The sequence below is a fragment of the Leifsonia sp. Root4 genome (assembly GCF_001425085.1).
Lineage (GTDB): Bacteria > Actinomycetota > Actinomycetes > Actinomycetales > Microbacteriaceae > Microterricola.
In genome coordinates this window covers 204,820-229,121 of record NZ_LMDN01000005.1, presented here as the reverse complement: position 1 = coordinate 229,121, position 24,302 = coordinate 204,820, and the positions used below count along the sequence as shown (strand labels likewise).

23 protein-coding genes are annotated in these 24,302 nt (G+C 68.0%); 3 read left to right on the top strand and 20 right to left on the bottom strand.

Annotated features, from left to right (window positions below; all coding sequences use genetic code 11):
- Positions 1 to 1,114: 1,114 nt before the first annotated feature.
- The 10 genes from pheT to infC all read right to left on the bottom strand — a co-directional run bounded on the left by pheT (position 1,115) and on the right by infC (position 10,425).
- Entirely contained in the window at positions 1,115 to 3,640 is a 2,526-nt protein-coding gene (pheT, locus tag ASC66_RS16860; RefSeq protein WP_055842323.1) for a phenylalanine--tRNA ligase subunit beta, read from the bottom strand.
- A 2-nt stretch (positions 3,641 to 3,642) separates the two neighbouring features.
- Complete coding sequence (pheS, locus tag ASC66_RS16855) at positions 3,643 to 4,698, bottom strand: phenylalanine--tRNA ligase subunit alpha (RefSeq protein WP_055842320.1); 1,056 nt, start codon at positions 4,696 to 4,698, stop codon at positions 3,643 to 3,645.
- A gap of 72 nt (positions 4,699 to 4,770) precedes the next feature.
- Positions 4,771 to 5,709, bottom strand: coding sequence for an amino acid ABC transporter permease (locus ASC66_RS16850; RefSeq protein ID WP_055842317.1), 939 nt, complete (start codon positions 5,707 to 5,709; stop codon positions 4,771 to 4,773).
- A complete protein-coding gene (locus ASC66_RS16845) occupies positions 5,706 to 6,353 on the bottom strand; it encodes an amino acid ABC transporter permease (RefSeq protein WP_055842313.1) in 648 nt (215 codons plus the stop codon). Before ASC66_RS16845 ends, ASC66_RS16850 begins: the two co-directional genes overlap by 4 nt.
- A 91-nt stretch (positions 6,354 to 6,444) precedes the next feature.
- Positions 6,445 to 7,311 (bottom strand): glutamate ABC transporter substrate-binding protein, encoded by an 867-nt coding sequence (locus ASC66_RS16840; RefSeq protein WP_082492459.1) that lies wholly within the window; start codon positions 7,309 to 7,311, stop codon positions 6,445 to 6,447.
- A gap of 66 nt (positions 7,312 to 7,377) precedes the next feature.
- Positions 7,378 to 8,178, bottom strand: a complete 801-nt coding sequence (locus ASC66_RS16835; RefSeq protein ID WP_055842306.1) for an amino acid ABC transporter ATP-binding protein — start codon at positions 8,176 to 8,178, stop codon at positions 7,378 to 7,380.
- Positions 8,179 to 8,285: 107 nt separating this feature from the next.
- Positions 8,286 to 9,098 (bottom strand): TrmH family RNA methyltransferase, encoded by an 813-nt coding sequence (locus tag ASC66_RS16830; RefSeq protein WP_055842304.1) that lies wholly within the window; start codon positions 9,096 to 9,098, stop codon positions 8,286 to 8,288.
- 106 nt (positions 9,099 to 9,204) lie between these two features.
- Positions 9,205 to 9,597 (bottom strand): 50S ribosomal protein L20, encoded by a 393-nt coding sequence (gene rplT, locus ASC66_RS16825; protein ID WP_055842301.1) that lies wholly within the window; start codon positions 9,595 to 9,597, stop codon positions 9,205 to 9,207.
- Positions 9,598 to 9,641: 44 nt separating this feature from the next.
- Positions 9,642 to 9,836 (bottom strand): 50S ribosomal protein L35, encoded by a 195-nt coding sequence (gene rpmI / locus ASC66_RS16820; protein WP_047406521.1) that lies wholly within the window; start codon positions 9,834 to 9,836, stop codon positions 9,642 to 9,644.
- Positions 9,829 to 10,425, bottom strand: a complete 597-nt coding sequence (gene infC / locus ASC66_RS16815) for a translation initiation factor IF-3 (protein ID WP_082492458.1) — start codon at positions 10,423 to 10,425, stop codon at positions 9,829 to 9,831. The genes rpmI and infC overlap by 8 nt, the downstream gene beginning before the upstream one ends.
- A 264-nt stretch (positions 10,426 to 10,689) precedes the next feature.
- Here infC and ASC66_RS16810 point away from each other — a divergent pair, with 264 nt between their 5' ends.
- Complete coding sequence (locus ASC66_RS16810) at positions 10,690 to 11,070, top strand: DUF1844 domain-containing protein (RefSeq protein WP_055842300.1); 381 nt, start codon at positions 10,690 to 10,692, stop codon at positions 11,068 to 11,070.
- 6 nt (positions 11,071 to 11,076) lie between these two features.
- On the opposite strand, the gene ASC66_RS16805 is transcribed toward ASC66_RS16810, so the two are convergent.
- From ASC66_RS16805 to ASC66_RS16775, 7 genes are all read right to left on the bottom strand, one after another.
- On the bottom strand, positions 11,077 to 12,501 hold the full coding sequence (locus ASC66_RS16805; protein WP_082492457.1) for a pyridoxal phosphate-dependent decarboxylase family protein: 1,425 nt from the start codon (positions 12,499 to 12,501) through the stop codon (positions 11,077 to 11,079).
- Between the two features lie 113 nt (positions 12,502 to 12,614).
- Positions 12,615 to 13,433, bottom strand: coding sequence for an SseB family protein (locus ASC66_RS16800; RefSeq protein ID WP_055842298.1), 819 nt, complete (start codon positions 13,431 to 13,433; stop codon positions 12,615 to 12,617).
- On the bottom strand, positions 13,417 to 14,163 hold the full coding sequence (gene priA, locus ASC66_RS16795; RefSeq protein ID WP_055842295.1) for a bifunctional 1-(5-phosphoribosyl)-5-((5-phosphoribosylamino)methylideneamino)imidazole-4-carboxamide isomerase/phosphoribosylanthranilate isomerase PriA: 747 nt from the start codon (positions 14,161 to 14,163) through the stop codon (positions 13,417 to 13,419). Before priA ends, ASC66_RS16800 begins: the two co-directional genes overlap by 17 nt.
- A 142-nt stretch (positions 14,164 to 14,305) precedes the next feature.
- Positions 14,306 to 14,947, bottom strand: coding sequence for an imidazole glycerol phosphate synthase subunit HisH (gene hisH / locus ASC66_RS16790; RefSeq protein WP_055842292.1), 642 nt, complete (start codon positions 14,945 to 14,947; stop codon positions 14,306 to 14,308).
- Positions 14,944 to 15,555: an imidazoleglycerol-phosphate dehydratase HisB gene (hisB, locus tag ASC66_RS16785; RefSeq protein WP_055842290.1), complete on the bottom strand. Its 612-nt coding sequence runs from the start codon at positions 15,553 to 15,555 to the stop codon at positions 14,944 to 14,946. Before hisB ends, hisH begins: the two co-directional genes overlap by 4 nt.
- 58 nt (positions 15,556 to 15,613) lie before the next feature.
- Positions 15,614 to 16,726, bottom strand: a complete 1,113-nt coding sequence (locus tag ASC66_RS16780) for a histidinol-phosphate transaminase (protein WP_055842286.1) — start codon at positions 16,724 to 16,726, stop codon at positions 15,614 to 15,616.
- Positions 16,727 to 16,813: 87 nt separating this feature from the next.
- Entirely contained in the window at positions 16,814 to 17,191 is a 378-nt protein-coding gene (locus ASC66_RS16775) for a hypothetical protein (RefSeq protein WP_055842284.1), read from the bottom strand.
- Positions 17,192 to 17,504: 313 nt separating this feature from the next.
- Between ASC66_RS16775 and lexA the strand changes: the two genes are divergently transcribed.
- On the top strand, positions 17,505 to 18,239 hold the full coding sequence (lexA, locus tag ASC66_RS16770; RefSeq protein ID WP_082492456.1) for a transcriptional repressor LexA: 735 nt from the start codon (positions 17,505 to 17,507) through the stop codon (positions 18,237 to 18,239).
- Positions 18,240 to 18,379: 140 nt separating this feature from the next.
- On the opposite strand, the gene metE is transcribed toward lexA, so the two are convergent.
- The 3 genes from metE to hflX all read right to left on the bottom strand — a co-directional run bounded on the left by metE (position 18,380) and on the right by hflX (position 23,628).
- The gene (metE, locus tag ASC66_RS16765) at positions 18,380 to 20,731 is read right to left on the bottom strand and encodes a 5-methyltetrahydropteroyltriglutamate--homocysteine S-methyltransferase (protein ID WP_055842276.1); all 2,352 of its coding nucleotides are present in this window, start codon (positions 20,729 to 20,731) and stop codon (positions 18,380 to 18,382) included.
- Positions 20,732 to 20,882: 151 nt separating this feature from the next.
- Positions 20,883 to 21,866: a methylenetetrahydrofolate reductase gene (locus ASC66_RS16760; RefSeq protein ID WP_055842271.1), complete on the bottom strand. Its 984-nt coding sequence runs from the start codon at positions 21,864 to 21,866 to the stop codon at positions 20,883 to 20,885.
- 205 nt (positions 21,867 to 22,071) lie between these two features.
- On the bottom strand, positions 22,072 to 23,628 hold the full coding sequence (gene hflX, locus ASC66_RS16755) for a GTPase HflX (RefSeq protein WP_055842270.1): 1,557 nt from the start codon (positions 23,626 to 23,628) through the stop codon (positions 22,072 to 22,074).
- Between the two features lie 43 nt (positions 23,629 to 23,671).
- Here hflX and ASC66_RS16750 point away from each other — a divergent pair, with 43 nt between their 5' ends.
- On the top strand, positions 23,672 to 24,283 hold the full coding sequence (locus ASC66_RS16750) for a class I SAM-dependent methyltransferase (protein ID WP_055842268.1): 612 nt from the start codon (positions 23,672 to 23,674) through the stop codon (positions 24,281 to 24,283).
- Positions 24,284 to 24,302: the final 19 nt, after the last annotated feature.

Sequence of the window (24,302 nt, the reverse complement as noted above, 5' to 3'; positions counted from 1 at the left end):
GGTTGCGACGGCGACGCCACGTCAGACCCCACACAGGGTCGCGCAAGCGCCGCCTAGATTCGGCGGTCGCCCCGACGTCGACGCAGCGCAGGCACGGCAACGAAGGCCAGTGCGAGGGGGGTGCGCCGAACGGAAAGCATGTCGCGAGCTTAGCGCGCGCGGCGGGCGGGCGGCAAACCGGGGCGGTCTCTGTGACGGCGGGTCGGCCCGCGTAACAACGCAGGGGCGGACGCGGGGCGGACTGCTTAACCAGCGGAGTGTTCGCTGGATGCGTCTCCCCGCACGCTGGCTTGAGCGAACGAGCCGACGAAGGAGGCCCGATCGCGAAGCCCTGAGCGGATCTGCGGATACGAGCGCCCCGAAATCGAGACACCCGAGTCACGCGGGCACTTGGCTTCGGGGGCGGCCTCGTTCCTCGGCTGCTCCCTCCAGCCAGCGAGGGTTTCTCGAGCCGGCGCATTTTCCTCGAGCCAGCGTGAGTTCTCGAGCCTGCGTGAGTTTTCGCGAGCCAGCGGGGGTTTCTCGAGCGCGCGGCAGAATGTGCTGGTCGAGTAGCGAGGAACGAGCGTATCGAGACCTCACGGGCCGGAGTTTTCGCATGGGCCTCGGTGGTCGAGTAGCGAGGAACGAGCGTATCGAGACCTCACGGGCCGGAGTTTTCGCATGGGCCTCGGTTTCGATACGGCCGCGGGCGGCCTACTCAACCAGCGGACTGTTCGCCGAATGCGTCTCCCCGCACGTTGGCTCGAGCGAACGAGCCGACGAAGGAGGCCCGATCGCGAAGCCCTGAGCGGATCCGCGAATACGAGCGCCCCGAAATCGAGACACCCGAGTCACGCAGGCACTCGGCTTCGGGGGCGGCCTCGTTCCTCGGCTGCTCCCTCGAGCCAGCGTGCGTTCTCGAGCCAGCGGGGGTTTCTCGAGCGCGCGGCAGAATGTGCTGGTCGAGTAGCGAGGAACGAGCGTATCGAGACCTCACGGGCCGGAGTTTTCGCATGGGCCTCGGTTTCGATACGGCCGCGGGCGGCCTACTCAACCAGCGGAGTTCTGGAAACGCAGAGATCCCGGACGCCGCGCAGTGCGGCATCCGGGATCTCGGCGAGTCCGACCATGGCTATTCGCGGGTCGCGGCTCCCAGGAGCTCGGCGGCGCGGGCGGCGCCTGCGAGCTTGGCCTCGCTCGCCTCGGCAGCGGTGAGCGTGCGATCGGCGGCGCGGAAGCGCAGAGCGAAGGTGAGGCTCTTCTGGCCGGGCTCGAGCCCGGTTCCGCGGTAGTCGTCGACGAGGTGCAGCTCTTCGAGCAGCTCCCCCGCACCGTCGCGCACGGCGGCGAGCACGGCTGCGGCCGGCACCTCGGTGCCGACCAGCAGCGTGAGGTCCTGCGTCGCGGCCGGGAAGGTGCCGATGACGGCGGCCTCCACGAGCGGCTCGGCGAGGGCGATCACGGCGTCGAGGTCGAGTTCGACGACGGCAACCACGCGGGGAAGGTCGGCGTCGAGCGCGATCTGCGGGAGCAGTTCGCCGGCGAAGCCGACGCTCTGACCCGCGACCCGCAGCTCGGCGGTGCGCCCGGGGTGCATCGCCTTGTGGCGGCCCTGCACGATCTCGATCCGGGCGCCCGTTGCGAGAGCGATCTGATCCACGATGGCGAGGGCGTCGGCGATACCGGCGGGGATCGCGCTCTGACCGGGCTGCTTGCGCACGACATTGCCGACGATGAGCGCGGCGATGTGGCGCGGCTGCGGCGGGATGCCGGCGTTCAGCTCCGCCAGCTGTTCCGCGCTCGGGCGCTGCACGCCGGACGGCAGCTCGGCCTGGCCGTACTGCGCTCCGGCCTCCGGGGTGAAGACGAGGCCCAGCTCGTAGAGCGCGACATCCGTCAGACCACGGGAGAGATTGCGCTTGGCGGCCTCGATCAGCCCGGGCAGCAGCGTCGTGCGGAGGAAGGGCGCGCTCGCGTCGAGCGCGTTGGCGACCTTGATCTGCGGAACCTCGAGCGCATCGGCGGCACCGTAGAGGTCGTTCTGCGCCTTCGGCAGGAACGGGAAGGCGATGATCTCGGTGGAGCCGGCGGCGGCGAGGGTGTCTGCCACGGTGCGGCGGATCCGCTGCTCACGGGTGAGGCCACGGCCGGCCGGGGCGACGGGAAGCACAGAGGGGATGCGCTCGTAACCGACGATGCGGGCGACCTCTTCGGCCAGGTCCGACTTGTCGGTGATGTCGGGGCGCCAGCTCGGCGGGGTGACGAGCAGCCCGCCGTCGGCGTCGGCGATGGTGCCACCGACCTCGGCGAGTGATCCACGGATCTCGTCGGCGCTGTAGTCGACGCCGATGAGCCCGGAGACGTAGCCGTTCGGCAGCAGGATCGCGGCGGCCGCTGCGGCTTCACCGGTCAGCGAGCCTGCGGCATCCGCGGTTCCACCGGCCAGATCCACGAGCAGCTGGGCAACGCGGGCGGTCGCTGCCTCGGCGATCTGGGGGTCGACGCCACGCTCGAAGCGCTTGGCGGCCTCGCTCGGCAGCTTGTGCCTGCGGGCGGACCGGGCGATGCTCACCGGGTCGAAGTTCGCGGCCTCGATCAGAACGTTGCTCGTCGAGTCGCTGATCTCGGTGTCGGCTCCACCCATGACGCCGGCGATGCCGATCGCGCCGCTCTCATCGGTGATGAGCAGGTCTTCCGCGTTCAGCGCACGCACCTGCTCGTCGAGGGTGGTGATCTTCTCCCCCGCGGTCGCCCGGCGCACGGTGATGCCGCCGCTGAGCTTGTCGAGGTCGTAGCCGTGGGTCGGCTGGCCGAGCTCGAGCATCACGTAGTTGGTGATGTCGACGGGCAGCGAGATCGAGCGGATGCCGGCGAGCTTCAGTCGCGCAACCATCCACGGCGGGGTCGGGCGGGTGGCGTCGATGCCGCGCACGATGCGCGTCGAGAACACCGAGACGCCCGCGCGGCCGTGGATCGGCGCATCATCGGCGAAGGCGACGGGGAAACCCTCGTTGGCGCTCGGCGTCAGGGCGCCGTGGGCGGCGGGGTCGCGGAAGGTCGCACCGGTCGCGTGCGAGTACTCGCGGGCGACGCCGCGGATCGAGAAGGCGTAGCCGCGGTCCGGCGTCACGTTGATCTCGACGGCCTCGTCGTCCAGGCCCAGCAGCGCGATCGCGTCGGTGCCGACCTCCGGGTCGAGCCCGAGCGTCGACAGACGGAGGATGCCGTCGTGGTCGTCGCCGATGCCGAGTTCACGCACGGAGGCGATCATGCCGTCGGAGACGTGGCCGTAGGTCTTGCGCGGCGCGATCGGGAACGGGCCGGGCAGCACGGCGCCGGGCAGGGTCACGACAACCTTGTCACCGACGAAGAAGTTGCCCGCACCGCAGACGATGCCGTGCACGGCGTCGCCGCCGTCGGCAGCCGTCTGGCCGTCGGGCGCGACGCGCACCTGGCACCAGCGAATGGTCTTGCCGTTGGACTGCGGCTCCTCGACGAACTCGAGCACCTCGCCGACGACGATCGGGCCGCTCAGCTCGAAGCTGTGCACCTCTTCCTCTTCGAGACCGACCTTCACGAGTGCTGCATGCACGTCGTCAGAGGTCGTTCCCGGTGCGAGATCAACGAATTCCGCGAGCCAACTCAGGGGCACCCGCATGACTAAACCACCATTCCGAACTGCTGGGAGAAGCGCACATCGCCCTCGACCATTTCACGCATGTCTTGTACATCGCTGCGCAGCATCAGGCCGCGCTCGATTCCCATCCCGAAGGCGAAGCCCGAGTACACCTCGGGGTCGATTCCGGCCGCGCGCAGCACGTTGGGGTTGATCATGCCGCATCCGCCCCACTCGATCCAGCGGGCGCCGTGCTTGAACGTCGGGTGCCAGAAGTCGAGCTCGGCGCTCGGCTCCGTGAACGGGAAGTAGCTGGGGCGCAGGCGGATCTTGGCCTCGTCGCCGAAGATCGACTTCACGAAGTGGTCGAGCGTGCCCTTCAGGTGCGCCATGGTCAGGCCCTTGTCGACGGCCAGGCCCTCGAACTGCATGAACACGGGCAGGTGCGTCGCGTCGAACTCGTCAGTGCGGTAGACACGGCCGGGTGCCAGCACGTAGACGGGCAGCTCGCGGTCGAGCATCGACCGCACCTGCACCGGCGAGGTGTGGGTACGCAGCACGAGGTGCGACTCCGGCGGGTCGACGAAGAAGGTGTCCTGCATCGCGCGGGCGGGGTGGTCGGCGTCGAAGTTCAGTGCGTCGAAGTTGAACCACTCGCTCTCGACCTCTGGCCCCTCGGCGATCTCCCAACCCATGCCGGTGAACACGTCGCAGACGCGGTCCTGCAGCAGGGTGAGCGGATGCCGCGCGCCGGCGCGGTAACGGCTGGCCAGCGCGGTGACGTCGAGGGCCTCTGCCTCGAGCTGCGCGGCAGCCTCGGCGGCGACGATGCCCTCTTCGCGCGCGGCGAATGCCTGTGCGACACGGGCGCGGGCCTGACCGACGAGCTTGCCGAGGGCAGCCTTCTGGTCTTTGGGCACATCGCGCAGCGTGGCATTCAGCTGGGCCAGCGGCGATGCCTCGCCGGTGTGTTCCGTGCGCACGGTCTTCAGTGCGGCGGAGTCGCCGGCGGATTCGATCGCCGCGAGTGCGGCGTCGACGGCCGCGGCGACGGCGGATTCGGTGATTACGGCTTCTGGGAGCTCAGTGGACTCAGACACAAGGCACAAGTTTACTCAGCCCCGCGCCGCCGTCGTGCCGCGCCCGCAACCGCGGGTGCGCGGCTGCGGGTCTCAGCGGGCCGGGCCGGAGTCGTCCATGTGCGCTTCGACCGATCCCTGCAGGCTCATCACCTCTGAGTTGGGGTCGACCTTGGGCAGCTTCGTGCCCTTGGCGACCTTGCCCCCGCCGCTCGCGGTGCGCCGTGAGAGCCAGCGGGCAAACCAGGACAGCGAGAGGTTCATGATCAGGTAGAGCACCAGCGTGACGAAGAACAGCGAGAACAGGTAGCGGTTGCCGACGGCGCTGGCGATCTGGTTCATCGTGACGCGGATGAGCTCGAGGTAGCCGACGATGTAGCCGAGCGAGGTGTCCTTGAGCAGCACGACGAGTTGCGCGACGATGATCGGCAGCATCTGTCGGAATGCCTGCGGGAACTCCACCAGCAGTCGCGATTGCAGCGGTCGCATGCCCAGGCTGAGACCGGCCTCGCGTTGACCGCGCGGCAACGAGGTCAGGCCCGCCCGCAACGCCTCACCGATGAGGGCCCCGTTGTAGAGGATGAGCGCGATGACAACGGCCCAGTACGCACCGGTGGAGCCGGCCAACAGGATGAACAGCATCATCAGCAGCACGGGCATTCCACGCAGGAATTCCAGCACGATGGTGGTGGGGATGCGGATCCACGCCGTCTCCGCGCTGCGCAGCAGCGAGAAGATGATACCGAGGAGGACGGCGCCGACGGCGGCAACCGCCGCCGCCTTCAGGGTGCCGACGACACCGACGAAGACGATCTGGTTCCACACCCGCGGGTCGAGAAAGATGTCCCAGCGGCTCGGATCGAGCATGCTCGGCAGCTCGACGCCGCTCGTCGCCACGCGGGGCGTTGCGAGCACGGAATAGACCCAGGCGGCACCGGCCGCGAGCACGAGGAGCCCGACAATGGAGAGGATCAGGGAGAGACGCCGGCCCTTGGGGCCCTGTGCGTCAAAGAGAACACTCGAGCCGCTCATCGCCGCACCGCCACTCGCTTCTCAATGCGCCCGGCCAACAAGCCGAGCGGGATGGTGATGATCAGGTAGAAGGTCGCGACGCCCAGCAGGATCGCGATGACCGCGTCCCCGTTGGCATTGGCCAGCTCCTTGCCGATCGTGAACAGCTCGGCCACAAAGAAGCCGCCGGCGACGGAGGTGTTCTTGGTGAGGGCGATGAGCACGTTGATCAGTGGCGGAATCGTCATCCGGAATGCCTGCGGCAGGATGACGAGGCTCACGCTCTGACCGAAGCCGAGGCCGAGGCTGCGTGCCGCCTCGGCCTGCCCGATGGGCACACCGTTGATGCCGGAGCGGAGCGCCTCGGCCACGAATGGCGAGGTGTACACACTGAGCCCGATCGTCGCGAAGACGATGTAGCTCAGGTCGACGCCGAAGTAGGGCAGGATGAACGCGCAGAAGAACAGGATGAGCGTCAGCGGGGTGTTGCGCACGAGCTCCGTGTACACGGTGGCGAAACCCCGCAGCGAGGCGACGGGCGAGATGCGCATCGCGGCCACCAGCGTGCCGATGATGAACGCGGCGACGCCCGACACGACGAGCAACTGCAGTGTCAGTAGGAACCCGCTGAGATAGCGGGGCAGATTCTCGATCACCGCATCCATGCGGGGGTCCTTTCGGCAGTGCGGTGATGGTGTGGGCCGGGCGGTTGCCCGGCCCACACCGCGTCACGCTAGGAGCGGGCGGCTACGGAGATCAGGCGCACGGCTCGACTGCAGGCGGATCGACGTAGGGAAGCACTGTTCCCGCTGTGGAGTTCCACGCCTCCTCGTAGCTGCCGTCTTCGTAGGCGGCCTCGAGGGTGTCGTTGATGAACGTGCAGAATTCGGTGTCGTCCTTCTGCAGGCCGATGCCGTACGGCTCCTCGGTGAACGGCTTGCCGACGACCTTGAACTCGCCCTCATTCTGCGCGGCCAGGCCGGCGAGGATGACGTTGTCGGTGCTGACGGCGACGACGTCACCGGAGCGCAGCGGCTCCAGGCAGTTCGTGTAGGTGTCGGTGAGCACAGGAACCGCGCCGATCTCGGCGAGCTTCGCTGCCGGCGTGGACCCGGTGACCGAGCAGACCTTCTCACCGACGAGGTCTTCCTCGCTCGTGATCGTGTCGTTGTCTGCCAACACGAGGATCGACTGTCCGGCCATGTAGTAGGGGCCGGCGAAGGAGATGACTTCCTTGCGCTTGTCGTTGATCGTGTATGTGGCCACGACGATGTCGACCTCGCCGTTCTGGATGAACGGTTCGCGGTTGGCCGAGACGGCTTCCTTCCACTCGATGTTCTCCGGAGCGATGCCGAGACCGCCGGCGATGATCTTGGCGATCTCGACGTCGAAGCCTTCCGGGTCGCCGTCGAGGTTCACCAGGCCGAACAGCGGCTGGTCGAACTTCGTTCCGACGGTGATCGTGCCGGCTTCCGCCAGCTCGGCCATCGTGCTTCCGGCGGCGAACTCGGGCGCCGGTGCGACGCTCTCGCCGTCGCCCGCGTCGGTGTCACCGCTGGCACAGGCCGCAAGTGCGAGCACGCTGGCTGCCGCCAGCGCGATGATGGAGAGTTTCTTTTTCATGGTCAACCTCATTCTTGGTGGGCGATCGATGGTCCTGAACGGGGTGTTGTCGCTCGTGGCGAGAACTCAGTGCTCGAGGATCTTGGAGAGGAAGTCTTGGGCGCGGTGCGATTGCGGATTGGAGAAGAAGTCCTCGGGCTTGGCCTCCTCGACGATCTCGCCGTCGGCCATGAAGAGCACCCGGTCGGCGGCCTTGCGCGCGAAGCCCATCTCGTGGGTGACGACGATCATGGTCATGCCGTCCTTGGCCAGACCAATCATCACGTCGAGGACCTCGTTGATCATCTCCGGGTCCAGTGCGCTGGTCGGCTCGTCCATCAGGATCAGCTTCGGGCTCATCGCGAGCGAGCGGGCGATGGCGACGCGCTGCTGCTGGCCACCGGAGAGCTGGGACGGCATCTTGTTCGCCTGGTTGGCGACGCCGACGCGTTCGAGGAGCTCCATGGCGGTCTTCACCGCCTGCGCCTTGGGGATCTTCTTCACCTTGATCGGTGCCATCGTCACGTTCTCCAGCACCGTCTTGTGCGAGAACAGGTTGAACGACTGGAACACCATGCCGACGTCGGCCCGAAGCCTGGCCAGGTCGGCGCCCTCTTCCGGCAGCCGTTGGCCATCGATCGAGATGGTGCCGGAGTCGATCGTCTCGAGGCGGTTGATGGCCCGGCAGAGCGTGGACTTGCCTGATCCGCTCGGACCGATCACAACGACGACCTCGCCGCGCGTCACGACGGTGTTGATGTTCTTCAGAACATGCAGTTCGCCGTAGTGCTTGTTGACGGTGTCGATGACGACGAGCGGCTCACCACGGCGAACGGCGATGTTCGACGTGGCGGGCTCGAGACGAGCTTTCTTCGGATTCGAATCCATACCCCCAAACATAGGGACTAATGGGGCGAATGTGTTCCCTTTGCAGGCGTGGTTATACAACCGTTACTGCACTTGCCACCACAGCATGCTGCCGCTGCGGCGTGTTGCTACTGCAGCGTGGTGCTTCGCTGCGCGAAGGCAGACTCGTACAGGCACACGGATGCCGCCGTCGCCAGGTTCATCGACTCGGCCTGCCCGTACAGCGGCACCATCACGGAACGCTCGGCCAGCGCCAGCTTCTCTTCGCTGAGGCCGCGCGCCTCATTGCCGAACAGCCAGGCCGTCGGCGCCGCCAGCAGGCCGGACGACCGCGCCTCGAGCATGTCCTCACCCTTGACGTCGGCGGCGATGAGCTGCATGCCGGCCTCGCGGACGCGCAGGCGCACGTCTTCGAGCTCGACGTCGATCGCGATCGGCAGGTGGAACAGCGAGCCGGTGGTCGAGCGCACGACCTTGGGGTTGTAGAGATCGACGGAGCGACCGGTCAGGATCACGGCGTCGGCGCCGGCGGCATCCGCCGCACGGATGATCGTTCCGGCGTTGCCGGGGTCGCGCACCTCCTCGAGGATGGCGATGAGCTTCGGCTCGCCGGCGAAGATGTCCTTGAGCGCGGTCGGGAACACCCGGCAGACGGCGATGAAGCCCTGCGGGGTCACGGTGTCGGCCATCGCGTTGAGCACCTGCTCCGTGACGAACTCGAACGGAACGTCCGCTTCCTCTGCCGCCTCGGCGATCTCGGGGTAGCGGTCGAGCGCCGTCGGGGTTCCGAAGAGTTCCTGCACCAGTTCCGGGCGGAAGTTCAGCGCCTCGGCAACGGCCTGCGGGCCTTCGAGCAGGAACATCCCGCTCTCGACGCGGGCCGCCTTCTTGGCCAACTTGGCGACGGAGCGAACACGCGGGGAACGAGGGTTTTCAAGCATGTGCCAAGTCTACCGATCGGCACGGCATCCGCCGGTCGGTGCGCCCGGCATGCGAAAGGCCCGACACCACGGGGGTGTCGGGCCTTTCAACGAGAAAACTCGGTGCTTACGCAGCGACCTTCGCCTTGGGGGCGTTGACGTCGGCGGGCAGCGCCTTCTTCGCGGTCTGCACGAGGGCAGCGAAGGTGGCGGGCTCGTTGACGGCCAGCTCGGCGAGGATGCGACGGTCGACCTGGACGCCGGCAAGGCCGAGGCCCTGGATCAGGCGGTTGTAGGTCATGCCGTTCGCACGCGACGCGGCGTTGATGCGCTGGATCCACAGGCGGCGGAAGTCACCCTTGCGGGCACGACGGTCGCGGAAGCTGTAGACCAGCGAGTGCGTGACCTGCTCCTTGGCCTTGCGGTAGAGGCGCGAACGCTGGCCGCGGTAGCCCTTGGCGCGCTCGAGGATGACCCGACGCTTCTTGTGGGCGTTGACGGCCCTCTTTACTCTTGCCATTTTTGTTTCTTCCTAACGGGTGTGACGGCGGTTGATCGCGAAGATCAGCGACCGAGAAGCTTCTTGATGACCTTGGCGTCGGCCGGAGCCAGCACCTGGTCCTGGTTCAGGCGAGCCTTGCGCTTCGAGGCCTTGACCTCGAGGTTGTGACGCATTCCGGCCTGCTGCTTCATGATCTTGCCGCTTCCGGTGACCTTAAAGCGCTTCTTGGACCCGGAGTGGGTCTTCTGCTTAGGCATTGTTTTCCTCCTGCTTCGCCGCTTTGCTCGCGGCCCGATTAGCGTTGGCCTCGCCCTTGACCTCTGACTTGTTCTTCAGAGGGCCAATGACCATGACCATGTTTCGACCGTCGATGGTCGGAGTCGATTCCACAGAACCGTATTCCGCCACATCTTCGGCAAATTTCTGGAGCAAGCGCACGCCCTGGTCGGGGCGAGACTGCTCACGACCACGGAACAGGATCATGGCTTTCACCTTGTCACCGCCCTGGAGGAAGCCGATTGCGCGCTTCATCTTGGTTTCGTAGTCGTGCTTGTCGATCTTGAGTCGGAACCGAACCTCTTTGAGGATCGTGTTCGCCTGGTTGCGCCTGGCTTCCTTCGCCTTCTGCGCAGCCTCGTACTTGAACTTGCCGAAATCCATGATCTTGGCCACGGGAGGCTTGGAGTTCGGGGCAACCTCAACGAGATCGAGGTCAGCCTCCTGCGCCATGCGCAGTGCTACCTCGATTTTGACGACGCCGACCTGCTCGCCACCGGGGCCGACGAGGCGAACCTCAGGCACTCGGATGCGGTCGTTTGTACGGGGATCGGTGATGCGAGTCTCCATCTACTCAAAATTCAGCCATTGTCACCGGCGTGTGCCATGTGACGGACGAGAGTAGAGATCCACGCAGAGATCACCCGCGTTGTGCGAGTTTTCCTGCTGCACCCTGGCTGCTCCCCCGCGCCCCGGTCGAAACCGTGATGCGAAGAAACGGAGTGCTAACAACCCGGTAACCTAGTGAAGCGGTCAAGCGCGGGTGGGAGAATATCCACTTTCGTCAACGGAGCGTGTGCTCCGTAGCCCGTAAGAGCCTAGCAGAGGAATGCCTTGAGCAATAACTTCGATGAAAACCCGGCATTCGACGAGAACGCCGCCAGAGCAGAGGCCGCCGAGGCCACTCGTGACATTGCCGACGTGCCAGCGGTCGAGGTCATCACGACCACCGCGGTGCACCTGATGAGTGCCGCTGCGGTCAAGTGCGGGCTGGCCGACGACCCCGAATCGCAGCAGGACCTCGACGAGGCGCGCAAGCTGATCAACGCCCTCGCCGGCCTCATCACGGCGGCAGCGCCGGAGATCAGCGACATGCACGCACGCAGCCTGCGCGACGGCCTGCGTTCGCTGCAGCTGGCCTTCCGTGAGGCCTCCGTGATTCCGGATGCCATCGGGCAGGGACCCGGCGAGAAGTACACGGGCCCCGTCAACTAGTCGGGATCAGAGTCCGGGAATCGCCCGCCGCACGGCATCGACCGTGCGTGCGGCCTCCGCGGCGTCCGTGGCCCAGTTGCTGACCGAGAAGCGCAGCACCGCCCTGTCGTGCCAGCGGGACGGCGAGGCGAGCACCTCGCCGCTCTGCTGCAGACGCCGACCGAGTTCGAGCGTCTGCTCGTCGTCGGCCATGGCCATGCTGACCTGGGTGTAGACGACGTCATTGAGAATCGTGACGCCGGGCAGTTCGGCGAGCCCGGCCGCGATGGCGGTTGCACTCGACGCCAGGCCGTCGACCAGCGCGGCGACGCCGTCGCGCCCGAGCCAGCGCAGGGTCGCCCAGAGCGGAACGCCGTGGGCGCGGCGCGAGAGTTCCGGCACCTTGTCGTGCGGCTCGGCCTCGTCGGGATTCTGCAGGTAGCTGGCGCGCATGCCGAACGCGGTATGCATGGCATCCGGGTTCGCGACGATCGCGATGCCGCAGTCGTAGGGCACATTGAGGGTCTTGTGTGCGTCGCTCGCCCACGAGTCTGCCCCCTCGTAGCCGGCGGTGAGGTGGCGCAGCCGGGGCGACGCGGCCGCCCAGAGCCCGAATGCGCCGTCGACGTGCACCCAGGCTCCCGCGTCGTGGGCGATGCGCACGGCACGGTCGAAGTCATCGAAGGCTCCGGAGTGGATGTTGCCGGCCTGCAGGCAGACGATCGTCGGGCCGGTGATCTGCTCGAACGCCTCGGCGAGTGCGTCGACGATGATCCGGCCCTCGCGATCGGAGACGACGGAAGCGGGCTCCCCGAGGCCGAGGTAGCGCGCGGCGAGGTCGATCGTGCCGTGTCGCTCACTCCCGACGAGGACGGTGATCGGCGGGGCGCCGACGAGTCCTGCTCGGTTCACATCCCAGTCCAGTGCGGCCAGCACATGCTGGCGCGCGGCGGAGAGCCCGACGAAGTTCGCAGCCGTGGCGCCGGTCACGAAACCGACATCGGCCGTCGCCGGCAGTCCGAGCAGCTCGAGCAGCCAGTCGCCCGCGATCTCCTCCGCGCCGACGACGCCCGGCGTTGCGTCGCGCATGCCGGCATTCTGATCCCAGGAACTCACCAGCCAATCCGCGGCGAGGGCGACGGGGAAGGTGCCGCCCATGACCCAGCCGTAGAAGCGAGACGACTGGCTGGCCATCAAGCCGGGTTCGACGCCATCGGCCAGCCGCTCGATCACCTCGGCCGGGTCGCTGCCGTGCTCCGGCAACACTCTGCCGAGCGCCGACTTCACCTCGTCGATGCTGCGCGCTGCCGGGATCGGCCGTTCGAATACGCCGCCCAGCCAGTCTCTGGCGCGCGCAGAGGCCGCATCGAGCGCTGCCCCGTACTCGCGGGAGACGTTGTCTCGGGAACTGTCTCGGCCACCGGATGCCGCGGCCGACTCGTGGAGGTCCATCTGAACACCTGGATTCCGCGCCAGACGTCGGCGTCCGGCGCACACGCCCCGATTCTCCCCCTGCGGCCGCGCGCCGTCAACGCCCCGAGCCGACGCCAGGGCCGACAACCGGATCAGGCCGAGCGGACGAGCTTCACCGTGAGTGAGTCGACCTGGGTGGCGATGACCTCGCTGGCCGCCCAGCGCTGTGCGAGCCGGGCGAGCGTGGCGTTCAGCAGTTCGCGGGTGAGGCCGTCGATGAGCTCGAGGCGCACGATCAGCTCGGGTCCGGCGAGCCGCGCAGCGGGGTCTCCGGCCTCGAGGGCGACAGAGAGCACCGAGAGTTCGGTGCGGACGGAGGCCTCGAAGGCCTCGCGGACGGCGGCGGATTCGAAGCTCGGCTGCCACTCCTGCGCCTGCGCGATCGCCCAGAGCGCCGGTCTGCGCACGGCGAACTCGGTCTCGGAGAGCGGGTCCAGGACGACGAGGTCGGTCTCTTCACTGGCGGCGGCCAATGCGACGCGCACACCGTCTGCCGGAACCGGCCGCGCCTGTGGGTTCCAGGTGGACATCGCGGCGACGGAGCTGAAGACGGGCAGCACATTGCGGCCGTCCGGCCCGGCCACCGTCACGATCGAGAGCTCCTGGCTCTTGTCGATCGTGTGGCCGTGCTCGTTCTCCCCCGCCTCGCCGAGGTGGGCGACGAGCGGGATGAGCAGTCTGGCGTCACGCAGGGCGTCGACGACGCCGGCCTGGCCGAGCTCGCCGGCGCGGAAGCGCGCGAGGGCCTCGCTCAGCGCGGGCGGCGCAGAGCCGTCGTCGCTCGCGTGGTTGTTCTCATCGAAGCTGCGGCCGGCCCAGGGCTGGCCGGCCGAGTCTGCCAGGTGTGCGGGCAGACTCGGGCCTCTGCTCGAAGCGGGCTGCGCAGACTCTGGCTCAGTTGCGTGCGACATCCAGCGCCTCGGCCAGCGTGAATGCACCGGCATAGAGGGCCTTGCCGACGATGGCGCCTTCGAGGCCGCCGGGCACGAGCTCCCGCAGCGCCGCGATGTCGTCGAGGCTGGAGATGCCGCCGGACGCGACGACGGGGCGGTGGGTGCGGGCCATGACCTGCTTGAGCAGTTCGATGTTCGGGCCCTGCAGGGTGCCGTCCTTGGTCACGTCGGTGAGCACGTAGCGGGCGCAGCCGGCGTTCTCGAGGCGCTCGAGCACTGCCCAGAGGTCGCCGCCGTCCTTGGTCCAGCCGCGGGCGGCCAGGGTCGTGCCGCGCACGTCGAGGCCGACGGCGATGGCCTCACCGTACTGCGCGATCACGCTGGCGGCCCACTCGGGGTTCTCCAGTGCGGCCGTGCCGAGGTTGATGCGCTTGGCGCCCATGTCCAGCGCGGATTCCAGCGACTCGTCGTCGCGGATGCCGCCGGAGAGCTCGATGTTGACGCCCTTGACCTGGCGCAGCACCTTCTTGATGATGCCGTGGTTGTGCCCACGGCCGAAGGCGGCGTCGAGGTCGACGAGGTGGATCCACTCGGCGCCCTGGGCCGCCCAGTCGGCGGCGGCGTCCACGGGGTCCCCGTAGTTGGTCTCCGTGCCGGCCTCGCCCTGGGTCAGGCGCACGGCCTTGCCGGCGGCGATGTCAACTGCGGGCAGAAGCACAAGACGCGGGGTCTTGTTGAACTCACTCATGATTGTCCTCGACTCGTGGTCGCCACCTCTGGGCAACCGACACAAACAGTAGATATTACGCTCTCTGCGCCGTGTCGGTGCGCCGAGGGTGAACACTGGCCGATCTGCCGGCTGGCCGGCGGCGTCGACCGCGCCGGTGCTGCTAAGCGCTGCGCAGCGACGTGAGCCAGTTCCGCAGCAGGCGGATGCCGGCATCCCCCGACTTCTCCGGGTGGAACTGGGTGGCGGAGAGCGGCCCGTTCTCGACGGCGGCCAGGAAGCGCCCGCCGTGCTCCGCCCAGCTGAGGCTCGGCTGCGGGAACGGCGGAATCACATCGAGCGTCCACTGCTGGGCGGCGTAGGAGTGCACGAAGTAGAAGCGCTCGTCTTCGATGCCATCGAACAATACGGACTTCTCGCCCGTCTCGATGGTGTTCCAGCCCATGTGCGGCAGCACCTGGGATGGCAGCTCGGTGACGGAGCCCGGCCATTCGCCGAGACCCTCGGTGTCGACACCGCGCTCGACACCGTGCTCGAACAGAACCTGCATGCCCACGCAGATGCCCATCACCGGGCGGCCGCCGCCGAGGCGACGGTCGATGATCTCGTCACCGCGCACGGCGCGCAGCGCGCTCATGACGGCGCTGAACGCACCGACACCCGGCACGAGCAGGCCGTCGGCCTCCTGCGCGAGCTTCTTGTCCGCGGTCAGCGTGACCTCGGCTCCGGCCAGTTCCAGGGCCTTGACGGCCGAGTGCACGTTGCCGGTGCCGTAGTCCAGAACGACGACGCTGGGTGCGCTCACAGTGCGCCCTTGGTCGAGGGGATGCCGACAACGAGCGGGTCGAAGGCCTTGGCCTGGCGGAACGCCCGGGCGAATGCCTTGAACTCGGCCTCGGCGATGTGGTGGGCGTCACGCCCTCCGAGCACCGTGATGTGCACGGTCAGTGCCGCGTTGAAGGTGATGGCCTCGAAGACGTGACGCACCATCGAGCCCGTGAAGTGCCCGCCGATCAGGTGGTACTCGAAACCGGCCGGCTCGCCGGAGTGCACGAGGTAGGGACGACCGGAGATGTCGACGACGGCCTGCACGAGCGCCTCGTCCAGCGGGACGAGGGCGTCACCGTAGCGGGAGATGCCGCTCTTGTCGCCGAGCGCCTGCCGAATGGCGACGCCGAGCGCAATACCGATGTCCTCGACGGTGTGGTGCACGTCGATCTCGGTGTCACCCTTCGCGCGCACCGTGATGTCGGTCAGCGAGTGCTTGGCGAAGGCCGTGAGCAGGTGGTCATAGAACGGCACAGAAGTCTGGATGTCGGAGACACCGGTTCCGTCGAGGTTGATCGACAGTTCGATGCTCGACTCGCTGGTCTCGCGCTGAATCGACGCAGTACGGGGCGCAGAAAGGCTCATGCTGCGAGTCTATTCGCCCACGGAGGACTATTGCGCTGCACCCCGTTCGAGGCCCCTCTTAGGCGCGGGGGCCCAGGCCATTTGGTCCGACCGCCGCCAGCGCCTCCAGGAAGGCGGTCGTCTCGGTCTCGGTTCCAGCGGTGACGCGCAGCTGCCCCGGCAGGCTCACCTCGCGGATCAGGATGCCACGGGCCAGCAGGGCCTCGAAGACGGCGTGCGGGTCCTCGACTCCCCCGAAGAGCACGAAGTTGCTCGCGCTCTCGTACGGCGCGTAGCCCAGGGCGCGGAGCTCGCGCACCAGGCGGTCCCGCTGCTCGCGGATCTCGCCGACCATGCCGAGCATCTCCTCGGAGTGGGCGAGGGCGGCATTGGCGGCAGCCTGGGTGAACGCGGAGAGGTGGTACGGCAGGCGCACCAGCCGGAGCGCGTCGGTGACGGCGGCGTCCGCTGCCAGGTAGCCGACCCGCGCGCCGGCGAAGGCGAAGGCCTTGCTCATCGTGCGCGAGACGAGCAGGCGCGGGCGACCGGGCAGCAGGGTGAGCGCGCTCGGTGTGCCCTCTGGCGAGAATTCGGCGTAGGCCTCGTCGACGACGATGATGGCCGCGCCGTTCTCGTACTGGCTCGCGGCGTAGACGGCCTCGATCACGTCGAGCGAGAGCGGTGTGCCGGTCGGGTTGTTGGGCGAGCAGAGGAACACGATGTCTGGCTGGTGCTCGCGCATGGCGGCGGCGGCGTCATCCGGGCTGATCGTGTAATCAGCAGCTCGAGGAACGCCGATCCACTCGGTGCCGGTTCCGGCGGCGAGCAGCGGGTACATCGAGTAGGTCGGCGTGAAGCCGAGCAGCGAGCGGCCCGGGCCGCCGAAGGCCTGGAGAATGTGCTGCAGCACCTCGTTGGAGCCGTTCGCCGCCCAGATGTTCGAGGCGTCAAGGCCGTGGCCGAGGTAGCGCGCGAAGCTCTCCCGCAGTTCGGTGAACTCGCGGTCGGGATAGCGGTTCACCGAGAGCACGGCGGCCGCGACGCGGGCGACGATGTCGTGGGCGACGTCTTCCGGGATGCCGTGGGTGTTCTCGTTGACGTTCAGGGCCACGGGGACGACGGCCTGAGGGGCGCCGTACGGGAGCTGGCCGACGAGGTCGTCACGCAGGGGAAGATCACTGAGATTCGTCACCGTACGAGTCTATGGGCAGCGCCGGAGCGGCGCCGATTCGGCTGGGTGGAGCGGCAAGCGGGGCGCCGATCCCCGCCGGGGTTGAGCTCAGTAGCCCGCGGGAATCGCGAGGCGCTGGCCGGCCTGCACCTCGGCGGAGCTCAGCTGGTTGAGATCGATGATCGCGTCGATGACATCGCGCGGGTCTTCCGCCGGGGCGATGTCCTCGGCGAGGGTCCAGAGCGAGGCTCCAGCGGGAACGGCGATGTAGTCGAAGGTGCTGCCCGTCTGGCCGGCGCCGCCGGCGACGGCACCGCCGCCGTTGACCGCGAACACCAGCGCTCCGATGATGATCGGCAGGGCGGCGAGCGTCGTGAAAACGACCCGTCCACGGCGCGTCAGTCGAAGGTGGCTGCGAACGACGAGCGGCGTGGAGACGGTGCCTATTGCCCGCGTGTTCAGCTGAATTGCCTGTACTGCACTCATGTCGACCTCCTGTGGGATTCGCATCCGACCCTCGGCCGGGAGGGCCGGATGCGAAGCTGTGTTCCGAACATACATTCGATGGATTCGAATATGCAAGTATTTCTTCGAGAAAATCGGAAGAAATGCGCGACACACTCGAACATTCGTTTGTTGTGGCACTCTCCGAGCGATAAAGTCGTGAGTGTCTGGAGACAGACAATCAGGCACCACCGACACGGTTTGTGGAGCAGGATCCGACAGACAGATGACGGCTCAACGGCGACCATCAGACAGCAGCATCCGGCGGCGACGCCCAGTCAGTGACATCCAAGGAATGAAGGGCAGCACGGTGACGAGAGAGCGCGACACACCCCCTGAAGCGAAGGGCGCCACAAAGACGGGAACCCGCCGACGCAAGAGCCTGAGCGCCAAGCAGATGGCGATCCTCGACGTGATCCAGCGCTCGGTCAGCCAGCGGGGCTACCCGCCGAGCATGCGCGAGATCGGCGACGCGGTCGGCCTGGCCTCACTCTCCAGCGTCACCTACCAGCTCAAGCAGCTCGAGCTCAGCGGGTACCTGCGGCGCGACCCGAACCGGCCTCGTGCGCTCGAGGTGCTGATCGAGGTGCCGCAGCAGAACGACGGCGCCTCGTACACCGACGGCGACGACTACTCCGGCTCGGCAAGCGTCGGCGATGCGGCGATGGTGCCACTCGTCGGCCGGATCGCCGCCGGAATCCCGATCACCGCCGAGCAGCAGATCGATGAGATCTTCCCGCTGCCGCGCCAGATCGTCGGTAAGGGCGAGCTCTTCATCCTCAAGGTCGTCGGCGAGTCGATGATCGACGCGGCGATCTGCGACGGCGACTGGGTCGTCGTGCGCGCGCAGAAGACGGCGGAGAACGGCGAGATCGTCGCGGCAATGCTCGACAACGAGGCAACGGTCAAGGTGTTCCGCCAGCGCGACGGCCACACCTGGCTGCTCCCCCGCAACAGCAACTTCGAGCCGATCCTCGGTGACTACGCCGAGATCCTCGGCAAGGTCGTCGCTGTGCTGCGCAGCGTCTAGCCAAGCGAAACAACGCCTCCTCACGACGGCTGAGTGGGGAACGACGAAGCCCTGAGCCCCCGCGTGACCGCGGAAGGCTCAGGGCTTCGTCGTTGTTCCTCACTCCTCAGCCGGCGTGGACCGAGGGCGGAGAGGTTCCGCTAGACCGAGACCTCGGCGTTCGCCCGTACGGCCCGGGTCGCCTCGAGCATGTTCTGCAGCGACTCGACCGTCTCCGCGTAGCCTCGGGTCTTGAGCCCGCAATCGGGGTTCACCCACAGCTGGCGGCCCGGAACGGCCGCGAGGGCGCGCTCGAGCAGCTCCGTGAGCTCGGCGACGGCCGGCACCCGGGGCGAGTGGATGTCGTAGACGCCCGGCCCGATGCCGTGGTCGAAACCGCTGCGCTCAATGTCGTCGACGATCTCCATGCGGCTTCGCGCTGCCTCGATGCTCGTGACGTCGGCGTCGAGGCGGCTGATCGCATCGATCACGACGCCGAATTCGGAGTAGCAGAGGTGCGTGTGGATCTGCGTCTCTGCGCGCACACCGGCCGTCGCGAGACGGAAGGATCCGACCGACCAGTCCAGGTAGTCGGCGTGATCGGCGCGCTTGAGCGGCAGCAGTTCACGCAGCGCGGGCTCGTCGACCTGCACGATGCCGATCCCGGCCGACTCCAGATCGGCGATCTCATCGCGGAGGGCGAGGGCCACCTGACGGGCGGTCTCGGCGAGCGGCTGGTCGTCACGCACGAAGGACCACGCCAGGATCGTCACGGGGCCGGTGAGCATGCCCTTGACCGGCCTGGCGGTGAGGCTCTGCGTGTACACCGACCAGTCCACCGTGATCGGTGCGGGACGCGAGACGTCGCCCCAGAGCAGCGAGGGGCGCGTGCACCGGCTGCCGTATGACTGCACCCAGCCGTGCTCGGTCACCGCGAAGCCGTCGAGGTTCTCGGCGAAGTACTGCACCATGTCGTTGCGCTCCGGCTCGCCGTGCACGAGCACGTCGAGGCCGATCTCCTCCTGCAGATCGACCACGCGCCCGATCTCCTCCTTCATCAGCTGCTCGTACTCGGCTGCGCTGAGAGCGCCCGAGTTCAGCCGGGCGCGGGCGCGGCGGATCTCGCCGGTCTGCGGGAAAGAGCCGATCGTCGTCGTCGGCAGCAGCGGCAGCTGCAGGGCGGCGTCCTGGGCGGCGACGCGCTCGGCGTAGTCACCGCGGCTGAAGTCGCTCTCGCTGAGCGCGGCGGTGCGGCTGCGCACGGCGGGCTCCCGCACGCCGGGGGCGGCCAGTCGCGCGGCCAGCGCGGCGGCGGCGGCATCCAGTTCAGGCTGGATCGTGGCGCGCCCCTCGCGGAGGCCGGCGGCGAGGACGGCGATCTGGCCGACCTTCTGGTCGGCGAAGGCGAGCCAGTCGGCGAGCTGACCGAGCGCGGTCTCCTCCGTCACATCGTGCGGGACGTGCAGCAGCGAGGTGGAGCTGGAGATGGCGACGTTCGGTGAGAGCGCCGAGGCGGATTCCGCGGTGGTCAGGGCGGCGGCGAGGTCGCCCCGCCAGATGTTGTGGCCGTCGACGACGCCGGCGACGAGCGTCTTCGTCGCGAGTGCTGCCGTGGTGTCGGCGTCGAGCCCGGAGGGCAGGGCGCCGCGCACCAGGTCCAGCCCGATCGCCTCGACGGCGGATGCCGCCAGCACGGGCAGCGCGTCACCGAGTGCGCCGTACGGCGCGGCGACGAAGAGCGCCGGTCGCTCGCCGAGAACGCCGAGCACGCGGTAGGCCTCGGCGAGTGCGGCCAGCTGGTCCGTGCGGGGGACGGTGATGGACTCGTTGACGAGGCCGGGCTCATCCAGCTGCACCCATTCGGCTCCCGCCGCTCGCAGACGGGTGAGGAGCTCCGCGTAGACGGGGAGGAGGTCTCCGAGCCGGCTGAGCGGCGTGAAGTCGGTCGGCGCCTCGTCGCTCGGCTTGGCGAGGAGCAGGAACGTGACCGGGCCGACGAGCACCGGGCGGGTCAGGAATCCGGCGGCCTTCGCCTCCTCGAACTCGCGCACGATACGGTCGCTGGCCAGGTGGAAGTTCGTCTCCGGCCCGATCTCGGGCACGAGGTAGTGGTAGTTGGAGTCGAACCACTTCGTCATCTCGAGCGGCAGGTTGTCGCCGACGCCACGGGCCAGCGTGAAGTAGCCGGCGAGGTCAATGCTGCCGTCGTCCTGCACCAGCTTCGCGAAGCGGCTCGGCACGGCGCCGACGGCCACCGCGGCATCCAGCACCTGGTCGTAGTAGGAGAAGCTCTCCGGGATCGACGAGTCGTCACGGCCGAGGCCCAGCTCGAGCAAGCGGGCCCGGGTGGCGGCGCGCAGCCCGGCCGTCGTCTGCTCGAGCTCCTCTGCGGTCGTCGTGCCGGCCCAGAATGCCTCGACGGCCTTCTTCAGTTCGCGGCGGCGCCCGATGCGGGGGTAGCCCAGGATGGTGCCGGCCGGGAACGGTGCGGTGGTGAACGGTGCGGTGGTCATTCGTCGTCCTTCTGTTGGGTGTTGCTTCGTGTTGAGAGGGTCACTGCTGGGTCGAAAATGGCATGGAGGTAGCGCGGAAGGGTGCATCACCCGGTGAGAATGGTCGGTGTTCAGCGGCCGGCGCTGAGTGGCGGGGCTCGGCGGTCGCCGGCTAGCGGCCGGTGCCGGCCCCGACGGGCATTCGGCCGAGCTGTTCCAGCACGCCGAGCACGGCCCGGTGCTGGTTGAAGGTGTAGAGATGCAGCCCTGGTGCTCCCCCGGCGAGCACCTCGGCGGCGACGCGGGCGATGTACCCGACCCCGATTTCGTGCTGGCCCTGTTCGTCGGGTTCCACCTCGAGGGCGATGGCGAGTTCGGCCGGCACCTCCTCACCGGTGAGTTCGGCGATGCGAGCGAGGCGTGCGGGCGATGTCGCCGGCATCAGCCCGGGAACGATGTCGATCGTGACGCCGGCCGCGCGCGCCTTGTCGACGAATCCGAGGTAGTCATCGGCGTGGAAGAAGAGCTGGGTGATGGCGAGCGTGGCCCCGGCCACCTGCTTCGCGAGCAGGCTGTCGATGTCGGCGCTCGTTCCCCGGGCGCGCGGGTGGCCGTTCGGGAAGGCCGCGACCGCGACCCGTTCGGGGCGGCGGCGGCGTGCGATGCGGGTGCCCAGCGGGGCGCCGGGAACGCGCTCCTGGGAGAAGGGCTCCCGTTCCTCCTGCACGCGGTGGATCAGCTGCACGAGTTCGGATGCGCTGCCGAGGTCGCCGAGCTCGGCCGGGCCGGTGACGCCGGTCGGTGGGTCCCCGCGCAGAGCGAGGAAACTGGTGATTCCGGCATCCAGGAACTGTCGAACGAGGCTGTTGGCCTCTTGGTACGAGGAGCCGACACAGGTGAGGTGGGCCATCGCATCGACGGTCGTGTGCTCGAGGATGTAGCGCAGAACGGTGAGCGAGCGTTCGCGCGATGAGCCGCCCGCTCCGTAGGTGACGGAGAGGAAGGCGGGATCAGCCTCGGCCAGGCGATCGATGGTGCGGCCGAGGGCGAGTGCTGCGGCATCCGTGCGCGGCGGGAAGAGCTCGAACGACACCGGCGTCAGGGCGCCACGGTGCCCGCCGATGACCGGCGTTGCGTGGTGGTAGGCGGCGCTCATGGTGCGATCCCCTTGCTCTGACGGATGCCGTCAGTAGAGGGGGTGACGCACCGGCAGGCCGCGCACCCCGTACTGGACGGGTGTGGATGCGGGCGGGTGCCGGGCTCGGCTTTCGCTCCCGTTGCCTGAACTACCGGCAACAACGATTTCCTCGAGATTACATCCGGGTGCGTGGCGTGTGGGATCTATGTCTGAATGTGACGGGCTAGGCGCCGATGGCTCCCGCCGGCACGCGGAACTCGGCGAACTGGGCCTCGAGGTCCTGCGAGATCCGCGCGTGCACGAGTGTGCCGTCTTCGACGTATTCCGTCGAGATCACGCGCCCCTTCTCGTGCAGAAGCGAGATCAGATCACCGCGGTCGTATGGCACGATGAGCTCGATCTCCAGGCTCGGGTCCGGCAACATTTCGCTGATCGCCGCGAGGATCTCGTCGATGCCCTCACCCGTGCGGGCGGAGGCGAAGATCGCGCGGGGTTCGAGTCCGCGCAGCACGAGACGGGTGTCGTCGTCGATCAGATCGGCCTTGTTGAACACGACCAGCTCGGTGATGCCGCGGGCACCGACCTCGCCGACGACGTCGCGCACGGTGGCGATCTGGCTGGCCGGGTCGGGGTGGGAACCGTCGACCACGTGCACGATCACGTCGGAGTCCGCGATCTCCTCGAGGGTGGAGCGGAACGCCTCGACGAGCTGGTGGGGCAGGTTGCGCACGAACCCGACGGTGTCGGCCAGCGTGTAGATGCGGCCGTCCGCTGTGGTGTTCTTGCGCACGGTGGCGTCGAGGGTGGCGAAGAGCGAGTTCTCGACCAGCACACCGGCGTGGGTGATGCGGTTGAGGATGCTGGACTTGCCGGCGTTCGTGTAGCCGGCGATGGCAACGGACGGAACCGAGTTGCGGCGGCGGTTGGCCCGCTTGGCCTCGCGGGCCGGCTTCATGGCCGCGATCTGCTTGCGCAGTTTGGACATGCGGGTGTGGATGCGGCGGCGGTCGAGTTCGATCTTGGTCTCACCGGGTCCACGGCTACCCATGCCGGCGCCCGCTCCACCGACCTGGCCACCGGCCTGGCGCGACATTGACTCACCCCAACCGCGCAGGCGCGGCAGGAGGTACTCGAGCTGGGCGAGTTCGACCTGCGCCTTGCCCTCGCGGCTCTTGGCGTGCTGGCTGAAGATGTCGAGGATGACGGCGGTTCGGTCGATGACCTTCACCTTGACGACGTCCTCCAGCGCGCGCCGCTGGCTGGGGGCGAGCTCCGTGTCGGCGATCACCGTGTCGGCGCCGAGCGCCTGCACGATCGCGGCGAGCTCCGCCGCCTTGCCACGACCGAGGAAGGTGCTGGGGTCGGGGTGGGCACGGCGCTGCAGCAGACCGTCGAGCACCGTTGCACCAGCGGTCTCGGCCAGCGCCGCCATCTCGCGCATGGAGTTCTCGGCGTCATCCTGCGAGCCCTGGGCGTAGATGCCGATGAGCACGACATTCTCGAGCCGAAGCTGGCGGTACTCGACCTCGGTGACGTCTTCGAGCTCGGTGGAGAGACCCGGGACGCGGCGCAGCGCCTTGCGGTCTTCACGGTCGAGCTGCTCGCCGTCGCCGATGCTGTCGGCGCCGACCTCTGTTTGCAGCGCCTGCGCGCCGGAGGAGAAGAGTGAGTAGGCGGATGAGCGTGATTCGGCGCTCGCGAGCACCCGTGCGACGACGTCGTCGCTCGGGCCGTCGGCGGTGGCGGCAGTGTCGTTGGCAGCGTTCAAGGCGTCAGTCATTGCCTTCAGTTTACCGGTTGTAATCTGCGATAGATTCGATCCCATGGCTTCAGAGCATTACTTCAGCGCAGATCCGGGGAGTGAGCTCAGATTGCGGCGCATCACCGTGCGACTCGGCGGGCAGGATCGCGAGGTCACCACCTCCAACGGAATCTTCAGCCCCGACCACATCGATCAGGGCACCGAGGTGTTGTTGCGCTACGCGCCGACACCGCCAGAGACCGGCGATCTGCTCGACCTCGGCTGCGGCTGGGGGCCGATCGCCCTCACACTCGCACTGGAATCCCCCGGCGCGACGGTCTGGGCCGTCGACGTGAACGATCGCGCACTCGAGCTGGTGCGCCGCAACGCGGCCGAGCTCGGCCTCGAGAACGTCAAGGCCGTTCGGCCGGAGGAGCTGCCGGACGGCATCGAGTTCGCCACGATCTGGTCGAACCCCCCGATCCGGGTCGGCAAGGCCGAACTGCACTCGATGCTGCAGAAGTGGCTCCCCCGCCTCGCGCCCGGCGCCGACTCCTACCTCGTCGTGCAGCGCAACCTCGGCTCCGACTCCCTGCAGCGGTGGATGGAATCCGAGTTCGCCGATCGCCTGGTCGTCGCACGCGAAGCGATCAGCAAGGGTTTCCGAGTGCTGAAGGTCTCCCGCGGCGCCTAGGCCCGCGCTCGACGACGGG

Coding starts and splice junctions, on each gene's coding strand:
- ASC66_RS16760 (WP_055842271.1), bottom strand. CDS start 21,866: ATGAGCGCCGCCTACCACCACGCAACGCCGGTCATCGGCGGGCACCGT.
- hflX (WP_055842270.1), bottom strand. CDS start 23,628: ATGACTGACGCCTTGAACGCTGCCAACGACACTGCCGCCACCGCCGAC.
- ASC66_RS16775 (WP_055842284.1), bottom strand. CDS start 17,191: ATGAGTGCAGTACAGGCAATTCAGCTGAACACGCGGGCAATAGGCACC.
- ASC66_RS16835 (WP_055842306.1), bottom strand. CDS start 8,178: ATGGATTCGAATCCGAAGAAAGCTCGTCTCGAGCCCGCCACGTCGAAC.
- ASC66_RS16750 (WP_055842268.1), top strand. CDS start 23,672: ATGGCTTCAGAGCATTACTTCAGCGCAGATCCGGGGAGTGAGCTCAGA.
- ASC66_RS16850 (WP_055842317.1), bottom strand. CDS start 5,709: ATGAGCGGCTCGAGTGTTCTCTTTGACGCACAGGGCCCCAAGGGCCGG.
- infC (WP_082492458.1), bottom strand. CDS start 10,425: ATGGAGACTCGCATCACCGATCCCCGTACAAACGACCGCATCCGAGTG.
- pheT (WP_055842323.1), bottom strand. CDS start 3,640: ATGCGGGTGCCCCTGAGTTGGCTCGCGGAATTCGTTGATCTCGCACCG.
- metE (WP_055842276.1), bottom strand. CDS start 20,731: ATGACCACCGCACCGTTCACCACCGCACCGTTCCCGGCCGGCACCATC.
- ASC66_RS16845 (WP_055842313.1), bottom strand. CDS start 6,353: ATGGATGCGGTGATCGAGAATCTGCCCCGCTATCTCAGCGGGTTCCTA.
- priA (WP_055842295.1), bottom strand. CDS start 14,163: ATGAGTGAGTTCAACAAGACCCCGCGTCTTGTGCTTCTGCCCGCAGTT.
- hisB (WP_055842290.1), bottom strand. CDS start 15,555: ATGAGCCTTTCTGCGCCCCGTACTGCGTCGATTCAGCGCGAGACCAGC.
- ASC66_RS16805 (WP_082492457.1), bottom strand. CDS start 12,501: ATGGACCTCCACGAGTCGGCCGCGGCATCCGGTGGCCGAGACAGTTCC.
- lexA (WP_082492456.1), top strand. CDS start 17,505: ATGAAGGGCAGCACGGTGACGAGAGAGCGCGACACACCCCCTGAAGCG.
- rpmI (WP_047406521.1), bottom strand. CDS start 9,836: ATGCCTAAGCAGAAGACCCACTCCGGGTCCAAGAAGCGCTTTAAGGTC.
- ASC66_RS16800 (WP_055842298.1), bottom strand. CDS start 13,433: ATGTCGCACGCAACTGAGCCAGAGTCTGCGCAGCCCGCTTCGAGCAGA.
- ASC66_RS16840 (WP_082492459.1), bottom strand. CDS start 7,311: ATGAAAAAGAAACTCTCCATCATCGCGCTGGCGGCAGCCAGCGTGCTC.
- ASC66_RS16830 (WP_055842304.1), bottom strand. CDS start 9,098: ATGCTTGAAAACCCTCGTTCCCCGCGTGTTCGCTCCGTCGCCAAGTTG.
- rplT (WP_055842301.1), bottom strand. CDS start 9,597: ATGGCAAGAGTAAAGAGGGCCGTCAACGCCCACAAGAAGCGTCGGGTC.